This window comes from Bacteroides congonensis (assembly GCF_900130125.1).
Taxonomy (GTDB): Bacteria; Bacteroidota; Bacteroidia; order Bacteroidales; family Bacteroidaceae; genus Bacteroides; species Bacteroides congonensis.
In genome coordinates, this window is record NZ_FQXY01000008.1 from 628020 (window position 1) to 645658 (window position 17639).

At 46.9% G+C, this 17639-nt stretch carries 16 protein-coding genes and 1 riboswitch; of the genes, 9 read left to right on the forward strand and 7 right to left on the reverse strand.

Going from position 1 to position 17639, the window contains the following annotated elements; genetic code table 11:
• Window positions 1-5: 5 nt before the first annotated feature.
• Window positions 6-896 carry a 1,4-dihydroxy-2-naphthoate polyprenyltransferase gene (locus BQ7997_RS05925; RefSeq protein WP_073344834.1) on the reverse strand — a complete coding sequence of 297 codons (891 nt, stop codon included), beginning with the start codon at window positions 894-896 and terminating at the stop codon, window positions 6-8.
• A gap of 211 nt (window positions 897-1107) precedes the next feature.
• On the opposite strand from BQ7997_RS05925, the gene BQ7997_RS05930 reads away from it, so the two are divergent.
• Both BQ7997_RS05930 and BQ7997_RS05935 read left to right on the forward strand, forming a co-directional pair.
• The gene (locus tag BQ7997_RS05930; RefSeq protein WP_073344475.1) at window positions 1108-2172 is read left to right on the forward strand and encodes a metallophosphoesterase; all 1065 of its coding nucleotides are present in this window, start codon (window positions 1108-1110) and stop codon (window positions 2170-2172) included.
• Between the two features lie 186 nt (window positions 2173-2358).
• The gene (locus BQ7997_RS05935) at window positions 2359-3648 is read left to right on the forward strand and encodes an ATP-binding protein (RefSeq protein ID WP_073344478.1); all 1290 of its coding nucleotides are present in this window, start codon (window positions 2359-2361) and stop codon (window positions 3646-3648) included.
• Here the strand turns inward: BQ7997_RS05935 and nadD are convergent.
• The 3 genes from nadD to BQ7997_RS05950 all read right to left on the reverse strand — a co-directional run bounded on the left by nadD (window position 3645) and on the right by BQ7997_RS05950 (window position 5767).
• Window positions 3645-4235: a nicotinate (nicotinamide) nucleotide adenylyltransferase gene (gene nadD / locus BQ7997_RS05940; protein ID WP_073344480.1), complete on the reverse strand. Its 591-nt coding sequence runs from the start codon at window positions 4233-4235 to the stop codon at window positions 3645-3647. The genes BQ7997_RS05935 and nadD overlap by 4 nt on opposite strands.
• Before the next feature lie 12 nt (window positions 4236-4247).
• On the reverse strand, window positions 4248-4814 hold the full coding sequence (gmk, locus tag BQ7997_RS05945) for a guanylate kinase (protein WP_022139372.1): 567 nt from the start codon (window positions 4812-4814) through the stop codon (window positions 4248-4250).
• Window positions 4815-4885: 71 nt separating this feature from the next.
• Complete coding sequence (locus BQ7997_RS05950; RefSeq protein WP_073344483.1) at window positions 4886-5767, reverse strand: YicC/YloC family endoribonuclease; 882 nt, start codon at window positions 5765-5767, stop codon at window positions 4886-4888.
• 89 nt (window positions 5768-5856) lie between these two features.
• Between BQ7997_RS05950 and tsaB the strand changes: the two genes are divergently transcribed.
• From tsaB to rseP, 7 genes are all read left to right on the forward strand, one after another.
• Window positions 5857-6546, forward strand: a complete 690-nt coding sequence (gene tsaB, locus BQ7997_RS05955) for a tRNA (adenosine(37)-N6)-threonylcarbamoyltransferase complex dimerization subunit type 1 TsaB (RefSeq protein ID WP_044654927.1) — start codon at window positions 5857-5859, stop codon at window positions 6544-6546.
• A gap of 54 nt (window positions 6547-6600) precedes the next feature.
• Entirely contained in the window at window positions 6601-7212 is a 612-nt protein-coding gene (locus tag BQ7997_RS05960; protein WP_044654931.1) for a DUF4290 domain-containing protein, read from the forward strand.
• A gap of 93 nt (window positions 7213-7305) precedes the next feature.
• Window positions 7306-8610: a UDP-N-acetylglucosamine 1-carboxyvinyltransferase gene (gene murA / locus BQ7997_RS05965; RefSeq protein ID WP_022139376.1), complete on the forward strand. Its 1305-nt coding sequence runs from the start codon at window positions 7306-7308 to the stop codon at window positions 8608-8610.
• Window positions 8607-9158, forward strand: coding sequence for a ribosome maturation factor RimM (gene rimM, locus BQ7997_RS05970; RefSeq protein ID WP_073344485.1), 552 nt, complete (start codon window positions 8607-8609; stop codon window positions 9156-9158). Before murA ends, rimM begins: the two co-directional genes overlap by 4 nt.
• 126 nt (window positions 9159-9284) lie before the next feature.
• Window positions 9285-10145 (forward strand): M23 family metallopeptidase, encoded by an 861-nt coding sequence (locus BQ7997_RS05975; protein WP_022139378.1) that lies wholly within the window; start codon window positions 9285-9287, stop codon window positions 10143-10145.
• A gap of 2 nt (window positions 10146-10147) precedes the next feature.
• The gene (locus tag BQ7997_RS05980) at window positions 10148-11332 is read left to right on the forward strand and encodes a 1-deoxy-D-xylulose-5-phosphate reductoisomerase (protein ID WP_073344488.1); all 1185 of its coding nucleotides are present in this window, start codon (window positions 10148-10150) and stop codon (window positions 11330-11332) included.
• Window positions 11333-11404: 72 nt separating this feature from the next.
• Window positions 11405-12760 carry an RIP metalloprotease RseP gene (gene rseP / locus BQ7997_RS05985; protein ID WP_073344490.1) on the forward strand — a complete coding sequence of 452 codons (1356 nt, stop codon included), beginning with the start codon at window positions 11405-11407 and terminating at the stop codon, window positions 12758-12760.
• Between the two features lie 183 nt (window positions 12761-12943).
• Here the strand turns inward: rseP and BQ7997_RS05990 are convergent, their stop codons facing one another.
• The 3 genes from BQ7997_RS05990 to BQ7997_RS06000 all read right to left on the reverse strand — a co-directional run bounded on the left by BQ7997_RS05990 (window position 12944) and on the right by BQ7997_RS06000 (window position 17369).
• A complete protein-coding gene (locus BQ7997_RS05990; RefSeq protein ID WP_073344837.1) occupies window positions 12944-14350 on the reverse strand; it encodes an MFS transporter in 1407 nt (468 codons plus the stop codon).
• Window positions 14351-14512: 162 nt separating this feature from the next.
• The gene (gene nrdG, locus BQ7997_RS05995) at window positions 14513-14971 is read right to left on the reverse strand and encodes an anaerobic ribonucleoside-triphosphate reductase activating protein (RefSeq protein ID WP_073344492.1); all 459 of its coding nucleotides are present in this window, start codon (window positions 14969-14971) and stop codon (window positions 14513-14515) included.
• A gap of 4 nt (window positions 14972-14975) precedes the next feature.
• On the reverse strand, window positions 14976-17369 hold the full coding sequence (locus BQ7997_RS06000) for an anaerobic ribonucleoside triphosphate reductase (protein ID WP_073344494.1): 2394 nt from the start codon (window positions 17367-17369) through the stop codon (window positions 14976-14978).
• 30 nt (window positions 17370-17399) lie between these two features.
• Window positions 17400-17585: riboswitch (cobalamin riboswitch) on the reverse strand.
• Window positions 17586-17639 lie beyond the last annotated feature (54 nt).

The window sequence follows — 17639 nt, forward strand, 5'->3', positions numbered from 1 at the left end:
CATTTTTAAAGAACCATTCCGATAGATAAAAGAATACCCATAAGCAGCATATTGCGTGAAGTCTCGCCTAATATGCTGTTTAATTTTTTGCCACTGTATATATTTACCATCCGTCTCCAGGTGAGGAAATGCGGAATCAGGTAAAGTTGCGGGAGAAGGGCGGCATAGATATGTCCTTCAAAAAGGAAAAACAGGCAGAGGAGAGAAGCCGCAATTCCTAGTGTCAGATAGAAATAGCGTCCGAACTTCTCACCGAAACGGACAATAACCGTTCGTTTTCCGCTCCGTGCATCCGCTTCGCGATCCCGATAGTTGTTTACTACCAGTAAAGTGTCGATAAGCAGTCCGCAGACAAGGGAAGCGACGGTGACATCCGGCGTCCATGTCAACGCTTGCACATAATAAGTTCCGCCCACGGGTACGAATCCAAAAAAGACAATGACCAGTATATCTCCCCAACCATTGTAGGAGAGGGGATAAGGCCCCGTAGTATAAAGGAAAGCGAATAATACGCAAAGTACTCCGACAATAATAAGCTCCCATCCGGCAAAGAAAAGCAATGTGCAACCGATAAGACAGGCAAGGGCAACGGTCACAATAATTCCTGTTTTCATCGCTTGCGGAGAAATCCATCCTTGCGCGCAGGCGCGTTCAGGGCCCAGGCGGTCTTCACGGTCGGTTCCTTTGAGAAAGTCGAAAAGGTCATTGATGAAATTGGCGGCAATCTGCATCAAACTCGCAAACAGGCAGCAGATAAGTGCGGGCAACCAATGAAAATGTCCGTCCATCGTGGCGAGTGCCGTACCTATCAAGACTGGTGTAATGGCTCCTGTGAGTGTCTTGGGACGTGCTGCTAATATCCATGCTTGTAATGAGTTACGCTTTACTGCTTCCATACTTTTATATATTATAAAGAGTTTTGACGGACAAAGATACATGATTTTTCGTATCTTTACGCCCCAAAAAACTTCAAACTATAGAGAATATATGGAGAAGATTGAGGAAATATGTAAAGAAGATTAAGAAAGTATGCAGAGAAAACTAAGAGCAATAGAAAAATAACTAAGAGAAAAATAGAGAGAATATTAAGAGATAAATAAATAGAAAATGAAGAAAACAATATACCCTTTTATCCTGTTGACGTTGCTTTTGTTGGTTTCTTGCAAATCGAAAAAGAACCTGGTAGCAACCTTGCCACGCCCAGTTTTGAACATCGACTCCGTTTCCACGGATATAACGGATACTACCGGCGCCATTGCCGAAATGTTCAATCCCGACCATTCGCAACTCAAAGACTTGGACGTCTCAAAAAACAAGAAACGTACACCCAAGAAACAAGAAACCCTTGCCGACGACCAACACTCTGACTGGGTGCTTCGTGGCACAAAGATAACCTCTTCGACAGTCAAACTCTCTTCTGCCTATACGGGCATAGACCGTGTCGTGAACTACGACTTTACTCACCGTGACGTTCCCGAAGCATTCGAGGGTTTCCGCATCGCTTTCATTTCCGACTTGCACTATAAGAGCTTATTCAAAGAACAAGGCTTGAACAGCCTTGTCAATCTCTTGATTGCTCAAAAGGCGGATGTTCTCTTGATGGGCGGTGATTACCAGGAAGGCTGCGAATACGTAGAACCTCTATTTGCCGCACTTTCGCGCGTAAAGACACCGATGGGAACTTATGGAGTGATGGGGAATAACGACTATGAACGTTGCCACGACGATATTGTACGTACGATGGAATATTACGGAATGCGTGTGCTGGAACATAAAGTGGATACGCTTCGCAGAGACGGCCAGCAGATTCTCATCGCCGGAGTGCGCAACCCTTTCGACCTTGCCCGCAATGGCGTATCACCGTCTTTGGCACTTTCTCCCAAAGACTTCGTGATCCTGCTCGTGCACACACCGGATTATATAGAAGACGTTTCGATAGCCAACACCGACCTCGCCTTGGCGGGACATACACATGGCGGACAAGTCCGTATATTTGGAGTTGCTCCGATACTGCCCTCGCATTACGGCAATCGTTTCGTGACCGGACTGGCTTATAACTCGGCAAAGATTCCCTTGATTGTCACCAATGGTATCGGTACCTCACAAATGCCAATCCGTATCGGTGCTCCGGCAGAAATAGTAATGATAACGCTCCATCGGCTGACGGAGTAAGTACACTTTCTTGCATCACTTTCTGTAGAATATCACACTTTTCTGCACGACTTTTTGCATGTTTACTACACTTTTCTGTACCACTTTGTGTTAAATCCTGCACTTTTTGGTGCGACTTTTTGTAAGTCTCCTCTTTGCTGTTTATATTTGTATCTCATAAGTAGTTGATAATAAAAGAAAAGAAGAATGAGAAGAGACGCAATGCAGCAGTTGTATGATTGGAAATCAAAGGCTTCGAGGAAGCCTTTGATAATTCGTGGTGCACGCCAGGTGGGGAAAACATGGCTGATGAAGGAATTTGCTGCAACTTCGTATAAACAGTTTGCTTATATCAACTTCGAAGATAACGAAGTGATGAAGGACGTTTTTCAGAAGGATTTTGATATTGAACGTGTTCTGATGGCTATACAGTTGGTCACCGGAGTAGTAGTGGATACTGATACATTAATTATCTTTGATGAACTTCAAGAGGCATCGCGCGGACTGACAGCTTTGAAATATTTTCAGGAGAAGGCGCCACAATATCATGTGGTTGCGGCAGGTTCTTTGCTGGGTATTGCTATGCACAAGAATGACTCTTTTCCGGTGGGAAAGGTTGATTTTATAGATTTGTATCCGCTTTCTTTTTCCGAGTTTTTGGAAGCTGCGGGGCAGGAGTCTTTTGCCCGCTTACTTGTAAAACAAGACTGGAAGTTGATATCTGCTTTTCGCTCGAAGTTCATTGATTTTCTAAAGCAATATTATTTTATAGGTGGAATGCCCGAGGTAGTGAATGCTTTTATAGAGCATAAAGACTATGCGGAAGTACGCCGGTTGCAACAAAATATTTTGGATTCTTATGACCGTGACTTCTCCAAGCACGTGCCAATTGTCGAAGTACCCCGTATTCGTATGGTGTGGCGTTCGGTGCCGGCGCAGTTGGCGAAAGAGAATCGTAAGTTTATCTATAGAATGGTGAAAGAAGGGGCAAGAGCTAAAGATTTTGAACTGGCTATAGAGTGGTTGATGGATGCAGGACTTATTTATAAGGTAAACCGGGTGAAGAAAGGCGGGATTCCTTTGTCCGCCTATGAAGACTTTTCGGCTTTTAAATTGTTTCTGCTGGATACCGGACTGATGGGGGCAATGAGTGGACTGCCGCCACAGGCTTTACTAGAGGGTAATGTCTTATTTACTGATTATAAAGGAGCAATAACCGAGCAATATGTATTGCAGCAATTGAAGTCTATAAAAGGATTGAATGTATATTATTGGTCTTCGGATACTTCCAGGGGAGAATTGGATTTTCTTCTGCAAAAGGATATTCGGATTATTCCGGTCGAAGTAAAAGCTGAGGAGAATTTGCAGTCAAAAAGCCTGCGTTCTTTTATTGAAAAGAATACAGCACTACATGGTGTTCGATTTTCTATGTCCGATTATCGGGAGCAGGATTGGATGACAAATTACCCGTTGTATTCCGTCGGATATGTGCTTTAAGTATTTCTCAAGCCTTTTATAGCTTCCCAAACTTTCGGATGCAGAAAATATCGGATATCTTTTCCTGCGTCCAAAGCCTCACGGATAAATGTAGAACTGATTTCGAACACAGGGGAGTGAACGAGACGTACCGTTTCCGGCAATTCCTCTTTATTCACGGGAAAGCCCGGACGGGGGTAAATGATGATTTGGTTCTCCTTGATGATACGCTCCGACTGATACCAACGGTCGAAGCGTGCCCAATTATCCGAACCGATGATAAAATGAAATTCACGTTCGGGATACGCTTCGCGCAATTTCTCCAATGTATGTACGCTGTAAGAAGGGCGTGGCAGATGACACTCGAAATCCGAGACTTGAAAGCGAGGATAATCACTGATAGATAACCTGACTAATTGAAGACGGAGCTCGTCACTCCATAACTCATCCTGCGTTTTTAAAGGGTTTTGCGGGCTGACCATAAACCAAATTTCGTCCAATCCCTCGTACTCACAAAGATAATTGGCTAAAGCGAGATGCCCGATATGAATCGGATTGAATGACCCGCTAAAGATTCCAATTTTTGGTTTGCTGACTTTTTCCGCCATCCCTCTACTTCGTTATTTTTCCAAGAATTCCCTGATAACCTTCAAAGCTTCCCCCTTAGCTATTTCCAAATTATCATTCACGATGACACAATCAAACTGCGGAGCAAAACCTAATTCATACTCTGCCTTCGCGATGCGGCTTTCAATCACCTCAGGCGCATCTGTTCCGCGACCTTCCAACCGGCAGCGCAGTTCTTCCACCGAAGGCGGCTGTACGAACACCGACAAAGCCCGGTCGCCATAAAACTTCTTGATATTGCACCCGCCTACCACATCGACATCGAATACCACATTCTGTCCGGCTTCCAGTTGCTTCTCCACTTGTGCTTTCAGCGTGCCGTAATAGCGGTCTTTGTATACTTCTTCGTATTCAAGAAATTCATTGTTCTCTATGCGGCAGCGAAACTCTTCGGGAGTAAGAAAGAAATATTCAATCCCGTGCTGCTCTGTTCCACGCGGCGGACGACTGGTGGCAGAGATAGAAAACGCAAGATTCAAGTTCTGCGTCAGCAGATAATTGATGATAGTAGATTTGCCTGACCCTGACGGAGCAGAGAAAATAATTAATTTGCCTGTCATTGGTGAAATGATTTGAATTACACTCAAAATTTAAATTACATTCAATGTTTAAATTACATTCAAGACTTGAATTACATAACGTTCAACACCTGCTCCTTAATCTGTTCCAACTCATCCTTCATCTGAACGACGATTTTCTGCATTTCTGCGTGATTGGACTTGCTGCCCAGCGTATTGATTTCACGCCCCATCTCCTGAGCGATAAATCCGAGTTTCTTGCCCTGTCCGCTACCACTTTCCATCGTACTGATAAAATATTTCAGATGATTGCCCAAGCGTTGCTTCTCTTCGTTCACGTCTAGTTTCTCGATATAATAAATCAACTCCTGTTCCAGGCGGTTCTTATCGTAATCCACGCTCAAAGTCTTTTCGAGAGCATCCGTGATACGTTCTTTCACCTTCTCTACACGTTCCTTCTCGTACGGAGTGATTTTTTCGAGCAAGCTGTTGATATTCGCAATCTTCTCACGGAATTTCTTTTCCAGTGCGGCGCCTTCCTGCTTGCGGAAATCCACCAGATGGCCGACCGCTTCGAGTACAGTGGCATGAACCGTATTCCATTCCTCTTCCGAAAGTTCCTGAATTTCCGTTTTCGACATCACGTCCGGCATGCGGAGCAATACCTGAAGCCAGTCTCCCGGTTCCGGACGAGGAATACCCAGTTCGTTGCAGATTGAATCCAGTTGAAGATAGTAATTTTCAAGAATTGCTTTATTGACAGGGATAGCGTCCGCACCCTCTTTCTTCTCAATCCACAGGCTGAAGTCAACCTTTCCACGTTCCAGCACTTTCGAAATCTCGTTGCGGATTTCAATCTCTTTTTCACGGTAAGCCGGAGCAATACGGGTGGACAAGTCCATCGCTTTGCTGTTGAGCGACTTGATTTCTACATTTATTTTTTTATCGGGGAGTTCGGCCGTAGCTTTGCCGTATCCTGTCATAGACTGTATCATAAACTTAAAGTTTTGTGCAAAAGTACACGAATATTTTAAGAATTGGAAATAATCACGTAAATTTGCGACAATTTAATAAGTTGATTTTTATGTCGTGTATACTGAATATTGAAACCTCTACCTCTGTTTGCTCGGTAGCGGCCAGTCAAGACGGACAGACGATTTTTGTGAAAGAAGACTTGAAAGGCCCTTCACACGCCGTGTCTCTGGGAGTATTTGTAGATGAAGCGTTGTCTTTCATTGACAGTCATGCCATCCCGTTGGATGCGGTCGCGGTGAGTTGCGGCCCGGGTTCTTATACAGGACTTCGGATAGGGGTTTCGATGGCAAAAGGAGTTTGTTACGGACGCAATGTCCCCTTGATAGGAATACAGACGCTTGAAGTATTGAGCGTCCCCGTGCTGTTGTATCACGACCTGCCCGAAGACGCGTTGCTCTGCCCGATGATAGATGCACGCCGCATGGAAGTCTATGCAGCCATCTACGACCGGGGCTTGAACGTGAAGCGTGCCATCGCCGCCGACATCGTCGACGAAACGTCTTATCTGGAATATCTCGACCGCCAGCCTGTCTACTTCTACGGCAACGGAGCCGCCAAATGCCGCGAAAAGATTACGCATCCCAACGCGCATTTTATCGATGACATCCACCCGCTGGCAAAAATGATGTTCCCGCTGGCAGAGAAAGCGGTAGCCACCGAAGATTACAAAGACGTGGCCTACTTCGAACCTTTCTACCTGAAAGAATTCGTAGCTTCCATGCCTAAAAAACTATTATAAGACTTGCTTGTTATGAATTATCCATCATCCATTGTAGAATTATCCATTAAAGATATGCAATATAACACTCAACAGAAAAGAATGCCGCTTCCTGAATACGGACGCAGCATCCAGAACATGGTCGATTATGCATTGACTATCCAGGATCGTGCAGAACGTCAGCGTTGTGCCAACACTATCATCAACATCATGGGAAATATGTTCCCTCATCTGCGTGATGTGCCCGATTTCAAGCATAAATTGTGGGATCACCTCGCCATCATGTCCGGTTTCGAACTGGATATCGACTATCCTTATGAAATTATCCGTGAAGATAACCTGGTGACACGTCCAGACCACATTCCTTATTACACTTCCCGTATGCGTTACCGTCACTACGGACGCACATTGGAAATTCTGATAAAGAAAGCCATCGAATTTCCCGAAGGAAACGAAAAGAGAAACCTCGTAGCCCTCATCTGCAACCACATGAAGAAGGACTACATGGCATGGAACAAGGATACGGTAGACGACAAGAAGATTGCCGAAGACCTCTACGAACTTTCCGACGGCAAACTTCAGATGACGGATGATATCGTCCGCCTGATGGCAGAACGTTTGAACCAGAACTATCGTCCGAAGACGAACTATACCAATAACCGTCAGAACACTAAGAGAAGATATTAGGAAAAAGTATTAGGGATTAAGTAAATACCTGATATTTAATGCCTGCTACTTTGATACATGACGCTAATACTTAATACTTAAAACTAAATATCAATGGCTTCATTTGTAATTGAAGGGGGACATCGGCTCTGCGGGGAAATTCATCCGCAAGGTGCCAAAAACGAAGTTTTGCAGATAATCTGTGCCACGTTGCTGACCAGTGAGGAAGTGACAGTGAACAATATACCTGACATTTTGGATGTCAACAACCTGATACAGCTCCTGCGTGAGATGGGTGTCACAGTTGCAAAAAAAAGCATTGACTCTTATAGCTTTAAGGCTGAAAACGTAGACCTCGCTTATCTCGAAAGCGATGAATTTCTGAAGAAATGTTCCAGTCTGCGTGGTTCTGTGATGCTAATCGGGCCGATGGTTGCACGCTTCGGCAAAGCACTGATATCCAAACCGGGTGGAGACAAAATCGGTCGCCGTCGCCTGGACACTCACTTTGTCGGCATTCAAGCCCTGGGTGCGGATTTCCGCTACGACGAGGAACGTGGAATCTACGAAATCACCGCCGACAAGCTTCGCGGTAACTATATGTTGCTCGACGAAGCATCCGTCACCGGAACCGCCAATATAGTGATGGCCGCCGTACTTGCCAAAGGCACTACCACCATCTACAACGCTGCCTGCGAACCGTACTTGCAACAGCTCTGCCGCCTGCTCAACCACATGGGAGCGAAAATCAGCGGCATCGCATCCAACCTCCTCACCATTGAAGGCGTGGAAGCACTGCATGGCGCGCAGCACACCGTACTGCCCGATATGATTGAAGTCGGCAGTTTCATCGGCATGGCAGCCATGACAAAAAGCGAAATTACCATAAAGAATGTCTCTTACGAGAATCTGGGCATCATCCCCGAGAACTTCCGCCGTTTGGGCATCAAGCTCGAACAAAGGGGAGACGACATTTACGTTCCCGCGCAAGAGACATACGAGATAGAATCCTTTATCGACGGCTCCATCATGACCATAGCCGACGCCACCTGGCCGGGACTGACACCTGACTTACTGAGCGTGATGCTCGTAGTAGCCACCCAAGCCAAAGGAAGCGTACTCATCCATCAGAAAATGTTCGAAAGCCGCCTGTTCTTCGTAGACAAACTCATAGACATGGGTGCACAAATCATTCTCTGTGACCCTCACCGTGCGGTAGTCATCGGACACAACCACGGCTTCAAACTGCGCGGTGCCCGCATGACGTCTCCGGACATACGTGCAGGTATCGCCCTTCTGATTGCTGCCATGAGCGCCGAGGGAACCAGTACCATTAGTAATATTGAACAAATAGACCGCGGTTATCAGAACATCGAAGGACGTCTGAACGCCATCGGAGCCCGAATCACCCGAATATGATAAAGAAAGAAGAAGTATATAAAATAGGATTATTCAACAAACCTCACGGCATTCACGGCGAGTTGCAGTTCACTTTCACGGACGATATTTTCGACCGGGCGGACTGCGATTATCTGGTCTGCCTGCTCGACGGCATCTTCGTGCCCTTCTTCATCGAAGAATACCGCTTCCGTTCAGACTCCACCGCCCTGGTGAAACTGGAAGGAATAGATACCGCCGAACGTGCCCGGATGTTCACCAATATAGAAGTCTACTTCCCCGTGAAGCACGCTGAAGAAGCCGAAGACGGTGAATTGTCCTGGAACTTCTTTATCGGTTTCCAGATGGAAGACATCCACCACGGGTCTTTGGGCGAAGTGGTCGATGTAGATACAACCACCGTCAATACCCTCTTCGTAGTCGAAAAAGACGATGAAGAACTGTTAGTTCCCGCCCAGGAAGAATTTATCCTAGGCATAGACCAGAAACAAAAACTCATTACCGTAGAGCTTCCCGAAGGGTTGCTGAACCTGGATGAACTGGAGGCGGATGACACGGCTTCCGGATAAAATCAGGCACGGATGACACGGTTCCCTTGCGAACCTTGATTGACAAAAACCGTGAAATCCGTGTAATCCGTGCCTGAAAAATAGTACAAGTCCCGAATTTTTATTTTAATTTTTTAATTACCAAAGATGCCGAAGAAAAGACGAAGTAAAGCTTTCTGGAAAAATTTCAAGTTCAAGTATAAATTGACGATTGTCAATGAGAATACGCTTGAAGAGATTGTGGGACTTCGTGTATCCAAACTCAATGGCCTTTCGGTGTTACTCTGTGTACTGGCAGTACTTTTCCTGATTGCCGCCTGCATCATTGCCTTTACTCCTTTGCGCAACTACCTTCCGGGCTACATGAACAGTGAAGTCCGTTCCCAAATCGTAGACAACGCCCTGCGTGTGGACTCCCTACAAGAGGTTCTCAACCGGCAGAACCTTTACATTATGAACATTCAGGATATTTTCAGCGGCAAAGTCCCCATCGACAGCGTGCAGACGCTCGACTCACTGACCGCCGTCCGTGAAGACACATTGATGGAACGCACCAAGCGCGAAGAAGAATTCCGCCGCCAGTACGAGGAAAACGAGAAATACAACCTGACATCCATCACTTCCCAACCGGACGTAACGGGGTTAATCCTGTATCGCCCCACCCGTGGAATGGTTTCCGACCACTTCAACGCAGAAAAGAAACATTTCGGCACGGACATTGCCGCCAACCCCAACGAGAGTGTGTTGGCTACGATGGACGGAACCGTTATCCTCAGCACATACACCGCCGAAACAGGTTATCTGATTGGCGTACAGCATAATCAGGATTTAATCTCGATTTATAAACACTGCGGTTCCCTGCTCAAAAAAGAAGGAGACCGTGTGAAAGGTGGTGAAGCCATTGCCTTAGTAGGAAACAGCGGAACTCTTAGCACAGGCCCGCATCTGCATTTCGAGCTTTGGTACAAAGGTCATCCGGTGAATCCGGAAAAATATATCGTATTTTAAAAATGAATATAGAAAAGAATAAAAAGAAGAAACAAATAGCCATCTTAGGTTCCACAGGCTCTATCGGTACACAGGCATTGCAGGTTATCGAGGAACATCTCGACCTGTACGAAGCCTATGCACTGACAGCCAACAACCGCGTGGAACTACTGATTGCCCAGGCACGGAAGTTCCAGCCGGAAGTAGTCGTGATAGCCAACGAGGAAAAGTATTCTGAATTGAAAGAAGCATTGAGCGACCTGCCCATCAAGGTATATGCAGGAACCGATGCCATCTGTCAGATTGTGGAAGCCGGTCCCATCGACATGGTATTGACAGCCATGGTTGGTTACGCCGGACTGAAACCTACTATTAACGCCATCCGTGCCAGGAAAGCCATCGCGCTGGCAAACAAAGAAACGCTCGTCGTAGCCGGCGAACTGATTAATCAATTAGCGCAACAATACCGCACACCGATTCTGCCCGTAGATTCCGAGCACTCGGCGGTGTTCCAGTGTTTGGCAGGAGAAGTCGGCAACCCGATAGAAAAAGTAATACTAACCGCTTCAGGCGGCCCTTTCCGCACCTGCACCCTGGAACAACTAAAATCTGTTACCAAAGCGCAAGCCCTGAAGCATCCCAACTGGGAGATGGGAGCCAAGATAACCATCGACTCCGCCTCCATGATGAACAAAGGTTTCGAGGTAATCGAAGCCAAATGGCTGTTTGGCGTCCAGCCCAGCCAAATCGAAGTAGTGGTACATCCCCAATCCGTCATCCACTCGATGGTGCAGTTTGAGGACGGTGCAGTGAAAGCCCAACTAGGCATGCCCGATATGCGCCTGCCCATCCAGTACGCTTTCTCTTACCCCGACCGTATCAGCTCTTCTTTCGAGCGTCTCGACTTTGCCAAGTGCACAAACCTGACATTCGAGCAACCGGATACAAAACGATTCCGCAACCTCGCCCTGGCCTATGAAGCCATGTACCGGGGTGGCAATATGCCTTGTATCGTCAATGCCGCCAACGAAGTAGTGGTAGCCTCCTTCCTGAAAGACGGCATCAGCTTCCTCGCCATGAGCGACGTAATAGAAAAGACCATGGAACGCGCTATGTTTATAGCGAATCCTACATATGACGACTATGTAGCCACCGACGCAGAAGCACGAAGAATAGCTTCCGAACTCGTGTGCCGGCAAAGTCTCTGAGCAAAAAACGGTAATTCGTAAATAGTATTTTGTAAATAGTAATTAGTAAATTGTAAATAGTAAATAATAAACATGGAAACATTTTTGATTCGTGCCCTGCAATTGATTATGAGCTTGTCTTTGCTCGTCGTCATTCATGAAGGCGGGCATTTTCTCTTTGCCCGTTTGTTTAAGGTACGCGTAGAAAAATTCTGCTTATTCTTTGACCCTTGGTTCACCCTGTTTAAGTTCAAACCGAAGAAAAGTGAAACAGAATATACCGTAGGCTGGCTGCCACTGGGCGGCTACGTAAAGATAGCCGGTATGATTGATGAATCAATGGATACCGAACAGATGAAACAACCCGAACAACCGTGGGAATTCCGTTCCAAACCGGCGTGGCAACGCCTGTTAATCATGGTCGGCGGCGTACTGTTCAACTTCTTGCTGGCGCTCTTCATCTACTCGATGATACTCTTTGCTTGGGGCGACCAATATATAAAGGTACAGGAAGCCCCCCTCGGTATGGACTTCAACGAAACCGCCAAATCAGTCGGCTTCCGGGACGGTGACATACTTCTCTCTGCCGACGGCGTTCCTTTCGAACGTTATGACGGCGATATGTTAAGCCAAATAGCCGATGCCCGTGAAGTAAGCGTTCTCCGTAACGGCGCGAAAGCATCTGTTTACATTCCCGAAGACCTGATGCAACGCCTGTTGGCAGACAGCGTCCGCTTTGCATCCTATCGTTTCCCATACGTTATCGACAGTGTAATGGTGAACTCTCCCGCTGCGCAGGCAGGCATCCTGCCGGGCGACAGCATCATCGCCCTGAACGGAAAACCAATCTCCTTCTCCGACTTCAAAGAAACAATGGCAGAGCGCAAGAAAAACGAAGCCACTCTGCTCAAAGACAGCATCGACCCACGTCTCATCACACTGACCTACGTACGTGGTGGCGTGACAGACACATTAAGCATGCGTGTAGACTCCGCCTACCTTATGGGAGTATCCGCCTGCCTGGTGACAGACCGTCTGCTGCCAATGGTGAAGAAACAATACGCTTTCCTCGAATCTTCCCCCGCCGGTGTATCCCTCGGTGTAAAAACCCTGAAAGGTTACGTTGGCAACATGAAATACCTTTTCTCCAAAGAAGGAGCGAAGCAACTGGGTGGTTTCGGAACCATAGGCAGTATCTTCCCCGCAACATGGGACTGGCATCAATTCTGGTACATGACAGCCTTCCTTTCCATTATCCTGGCTTTCATGAACATCCTGCCCATCCCCGCACTTGACGGTGGTCACGTCCTGTTCCTGTTCTATGAAATGATAGCCCGTCGCAAACCAAGCGACAAGTTCATGGAGTATGCCCAGATGACCGGTATGGTTTTGCTTTTCGGCCTGCTGATTTGGGCGAATTTTAATGATATATTGAGGTTCTTCTTCTAACTTCTAAAAAATAGGTTTAGGCACGGATTACACGGATTTCACGGTTTTGGTTAATCACATCATAAATGATTAACTACCGTGAAATCCGCGTAATCCGTGCCTTTTCATTTTCAATTTAACTTGTTTGGATTGTACGTTTCTATTTAACGTAACCATGTGGACTGCTCTTATATCGAACTGACGTTATTTGCTTTTTAGCGTAGAAGGCTGTGACAACCTCAAACTGCTGACGATAGCCGCCACAACAGCAAATCCGCTTCCTACCATCAAGCAGACAGCCGTGCTCCGGTCATGTGTGACAAAGCTGAAAAGCAAAGCCACCAACGTCGTTCCCGTTGTCTGTCCCATCAAGCGAGCCATCCCCAACATTCCACTGGCTCCGCCCGAACGCTGTGTCGGAGCTGAAGAGATAATCGTACTGTTATTAGGCGTCTGAAACAGCCCGAATCCCGCACCGCATAACATCAACCTCAAAATAATACTGATATCAGACGACTCGGCAGTCAGGCTTGAAAGCGAGAACAGCCCGACGGCAAACAGAACCATCCCGATGCTCCCCAATATCCCCGGATGAATCCGTTCGACGAGATATCCCGCCAACGGTGCCGTGACAAGCGTTGCCAACGGCCACGGAGTGAGCAGCAACCCGGTCATCACCTCGCTATGCCCCAACGTATTCTGAAGGAAAAACGGCAAAGACACCATTGCCGACATCTGCGCAATAAACGAACAAATGGAAGTCAGGATAGACAACCGGAAAATCGGTATCCGCAGCAAATCGAGCGGTAGGAGTGGAGTCGCCTGTGTCAACTGCCGACGTACATAATACGTCCCGACCACTGCTAACACCACCAACTGAACAACAAGGAAATCCATTTTCTCATGATGCGCAAACCCATCCAGCGTATAAATCAGCAACCCGAAAGTAACCGCATTCGCTATGGCGCTGATATAATCGAACTTCCGTTTCGAAAGCTCTTCCTGCTTCGGCAAATGCTTGATACCCAGTACCAGCGCCGTAATTCCCAACGGCACATTGATAGCAAACAACCAATGCCAACTGGCAATGGAAAGAATTCCACTCGCCACGGAAGGCCCGGCTGCCGCTGATATAGCCACCACCATCGCATTAATTCCCATCCCTCGGCCAATCTGACTTTTCGGGTAAATATACCGTAACTGCGCCGTATTCACACTTGTAATAGCTGAAGCGCTGAACCCTTGAAAAATACGTGCCACCGTCAGCGTCCAAAACGAATCGGACAGCGCACAAATCAGCGAAGTGATACAAAACAATCCGATGCCCGAAAGAAACACCTTCCGGTAACCTATTATTTCGCCTAAAGCGGAAAAGGACAACAGTGAAATAACGATTGCCAACTGATACCCGTTGATAATCCATGTCGTCACGGCAGGCGTTGTCCCGAAGTCGTGCGAAAGCGTAGGCAATACGATATTGACTATATTGATGTCCAGTACAGACATGCAAAGAGCGAATCCGACGGATACTACCGCCCAAATACGTTTAGGCATCGGCAATCCGTCGGATTCGTCAGATATATTATGAGTTGTATTTATTGTTTGTACCATAAAAAACTTATTCTTGTAGAAATCTCTTTTGTCCGTAAAAGTAAACAAAACAACCATACAGGTGTTTTTGTTTTCTTTGAAAAATAAGTTTTTTTAGTGGTGGAGAAGTCCTGATCTCAACTTCAGATTTACTTCAATTTCAGTGTAAGTTCTATTGCAGGTTTACCTCAATTTCAGAATCCGCTGATTACTACTCCCCCGAAACTCCAGATAAGGAGAAAAGAGCGACTGCTCGAAACGTCCGTCCACCAAAACATCAATGTATGGAAGAACGGCTTTCAACCGTGGTTCCGCCTGAATCTCCTCATACGTGTACCCGGTGTAGCACCACACATTCATCCCCGTCTCTTCTTTCACCCGCCTGGCAAGCGACAGAAATTCTTCGGGATGAAAGAAAGGATCCCCACCGGAGAAAGTCACCCCGTCCAACAACGGATTCGCTTTAATCTCCCTGATGATAGACGAAACCTTCTCTTCCGTCAACAGTTCCCCCGCTTTCGGATTCCAACTTTCCGGGTTGTGGCAACCGTGGCAGTGGTGAGCGCATCCGGCAAGATAAATAGAATACCGGATGCCTGCACCGTCCACTATTGTTTCAGGATAAGTTCCTAATAAATTCATTGGTTTACAGATGTTTCACACGGTCTTTTTCTTCCGCCCGTTTGGCAGAGTTCCATGAACTCAAGTCGCCCGTCAGATAACCCGTGATGCGGCGCATACGGAGAATACTTTCACTTTGGCAAACCGGACATTTGTCGAAAATCACTCCTTTGTAACCGCAGTTGTGACAAGTGTCCACCGGGTGATTGATAGAACCGTAGCCGATTCCTTCGTCATGCATCACCTTCACAATTTTAGCGATGGCACGTACATTCTTCTGCGCTTCACCGTCCAGTTCCACATATGTGATGTGTCCGCCACGTGTGATGGCATGGAAAGGAGCTTCGCTCTTAATCTTCTCCACAATGCTGATCGGCTCTTTCACATCCACATGGAATGAGTTTACATAATAATCACGATCCGTCACTCCCGGAATCTTACCGTATTTCCGGCGATCCATCTTCGTGAAACGTCCTGAAAGCCCTTCCGCCGGAGTAGCCAGTACAGAGTAATTCAGATTATATTTCTCCTTGTATTCGTCCACTACCTTATTCATCTCCATCACCGCTTCATACAGTGTGTCCCATGCCTTCCGGCTGTGTCCGTGTCCGTTTCCGTAAAGAGCCACCATCGCATTGTGTCCGCCGATAAATCCGATTCCCAGCGTACCGCTGCGCAATACATCGCCTACCTGCTCGTTCGGATTCAACTCTGCGCCACCTTTCCATACGTTATTTCCCATCATGAACGGGAACTGACGAGCCAGTGCCGTGCGCTGATATTGATAACGCTCGTAAAGCTGGTCGGCCACCAAAGCAGACATCGTGTGTACAGACTCGATGAAAATCTCCTTCGCTTTCTGCTCGATAGCATCCGCATTGCGTTCGTCCTCTATCAGGTTTTCAGCCTTGATGCGGGCTTCGATAGCCAGTCTCGGCATATTCAGCGTAGTGAAAGAAAGATTACCACGTCCCAAAGAAGACTTTTCTCCCGCCACATTCTCAAATACACGTGTGCGGCAACCCATCGTAGCCAATTCGTAGATATAACGTTTCGGGTCGTCCGCTTTCCATTTCTCATTCGTGTTGAAAGGCGTGTCGAGGAACATGAAGTTCGGGAACAGCGCTTTCGCGGTAGTCTGACAAGCCTTCAGCAACAGGTCAAAGTTCGGAGCTTCGTAACTGTCCTTCATCGCATCCTCTATGTTCTCCGCTTTCATCGCTTTCTCAAAATCCTTTTCCGAGTAAGATACCCCGTCCTTCACCTTGAAAATCTGAATCGGGAATACAGGCACCTCGCCCCGTGTGCCCAAGCCCTCAATCGTAGCTTTCAGCAATTCCTCAATCACCATACGGCCTTCCGCAGAAGTGTCCGTTCCGTAATTGATAGAGCTGAATACCACCTGATTACCGCCGCGTGAGTGCATCGTGTTCAGGTTGTGGATAAATCCTTCCATTGCCTGATGCGTATCCTTGCGGGTTTGCTGGTATGCCTTCTCCGTGATGCGTGCCAGGTGTTCCTTATCTATAATGATTTGCAGCGCTATCAATGCGATGCGTAATGTCTCGCGTTCTGCCTCAGTCGACTTGATAGACGGAAGATATTCCTTGATTAACGTGCGGATTGCCTTCTCGTCTGCCTGACTGCCATTCTCCATCGCTACATAGAAATTGATGAAAGAAGCCAGATGTTTGCGGAAAGACTTAGCCACCCCTTTCGCCATGAAGAAGTCGAAAGCGGGAATTGCCTGTCCTCCGTGCTGCTCGTTCTGATTCGTTTGGAAAATGATAGTAGCCAGTGTCGCATAGCTCTGAATACTTTGCGGGGTACGGATACTACCGTTCTTTGTGCGGAATCCACGTTCGAAAAGATCGTCCATGTCATACTGGATGCAAGTCGTTGTCTTGGTCGGATAATAATCCAGGTCGTGGATGTGAATGTCACCCAACTGGTGCGCTTCGGCAAAACGCTTCGGCAACAGATATTTATAAGTATAATCCTTAGTCACTTCAGATGCGAAAGTCATCATCTGTCCGGCAGGGGTGTGGCTGCTCATGTTGGCGTTGCTCAGGTTGACGTCATTCTTGTCGATGGCAACGATACCGTCCATCACGTGCTTCATCTGGGTTTTCTTGTCCCGTTCCGTATTCCGCCATTCGCGATAGATGATATACTTCTTCGCCACTTCCGGCCGCACCTTCATCAATGCCTTTTCCACTAAATCCTGAATCTCCTCTACGGTAATCGTAGGAGTGGCAAACTGACTGATTACATTCATCGTGATGTCAGCCACCAACTGCTGCTCATCCTGAATCCCCGTTGCACTGAATGCCTTGCTGATTGCATTCTTAATCTTACTGATAGAGAAATCTTCTCTTTTACCATCACGTTTGATGATACAAATTTCCGCGTAGTTCATAACTTTAACTCCCGAAAGTGATTAATAATATGGTTTATTTCGATTCCGGCAGGTCTTCTGACTTATCCCTCCCTCGCAGCGCCTTCCCACACCTACCGGTGCAGTGACATAGTGTGCGGATTCACAGAGAATTACAGCAGCGGGTACTGTCGCCGATTTGCACAGCGTTCCCTCATTGACTAAACCTCTTTTAGCTCCGAAAACGGATACAAAGATAGAAGATAATCCAATACCCCGGTTAGCTTTTAACATTAAATTTTGGGAAACTTT

Bases quoted from the DNA above. Each gene is read 5' to 3' on its own strand.
- BQ7997_RS05925 (WP_073344834.1), bottom strand. From the start codon at position 896: ATGGAAGCAGTAAAGCGTAACTCATTACAAGCATGGATATTAGCAGCA.
- BQ7997_RS05930 (WP_073344475.1), top strand. From the start codon at position 1,108: ATGAAGAAAACAATATACCCTTTTATCCTGTTGACGTTGCTTTTGTTG.
- BQ7997_RS05935 (WP_073344478.1), top strand. From the start codon at position 2,359: ATGAGAAGAGACGCAATGCAGCAGTTGTATGATTGGAAATCAAAGGCT.
- nadD (WP_073344480.1), bottom strand. From the start codon at position 4,235: ATGGCGGAAAAAGTCAGCAAACCAAAAATTGGAATCTTTAGCGGGTCA.
- gmk (WP_022139372.1), bottom strand. From the start codon at position 4,814: ATGACAGGCAAATTAATTATTTTCTCTGCTCCGTCAGGGTCAGGCAAA.
- BQ7997_RS05950 (WP_073344483.1), bottom strand. From the start codon at position 5,767: ATGATACAGTCTATGACAGGATACGGCAAAGCTACGGCCGAACTCCCC.
- tsaB (WP_044654927.1), top strand. From the start codon at position 5,857: ATGTCGTGTATACTGAATATTGAAACCTCTACCTCTGTTTGCTCGGTA.
- BQ7997_RS05960 (WP_044654931.1), top strand. From the start codon at position 6,601: ATGCAATATAACACTCAACAGAAAAGAATGCCGCTTCCTGAATACGGA.
- murA (WP_022139376.1), top strand. From the start codon at position 7,306: ATGGCTTCATTTGTAATTGAAGGGGGACATCGGCTCTGCGGGGAAATT.
- rimM (WP_073344485.1), top strand. From the start codon at position 8,607: ATGATAAAGAAAGAAGAAGTATATAAAATAGGATTATTCAACAAACCT.
- BQ7997_RS05975 (WP_022139378.1), top strand. From the start codon at position 9,285: ATGCCGAAGAAAAGACGAAGTAAAGCTTTCTGGAAAAATTTCAAGTTC.
- BQ7997_RS05980 (WP_073344488.1), top strand. From the start codon at position 10,148: ATGAATATAGAAAAGAATAAAAAGAAGAAACAAATAGCCATCTTAGGT.
- rseP (WP_073344490.1), top strand. From the start codon at position 11,405: ATGGAAACATTTTTGATTCGTGCCCTGCAATTGATTATGAGCTTGTCT.
- BQ7997_RS05990 (WP_073344837.1), bottom strand. From the start codon at position 14,350: ATGGTACAAACAATAAATACAACTCATAATATATCTGACGAATCCGAC.
- nrdG (WP_073344492.1), bottom strand. From the start codon at position 14,971: ATGAATTTATTAGGAACTTATCCTGAAACAATAGTGGACGGTGCAGGC.
- BQ7997_RS06000 (WP_073344494.1), bottom strand. From the start codon at position 17,369: ATGAACTACGCGGAAATTTGTATCATCAAACGTGATGGTAAAAGAGAA.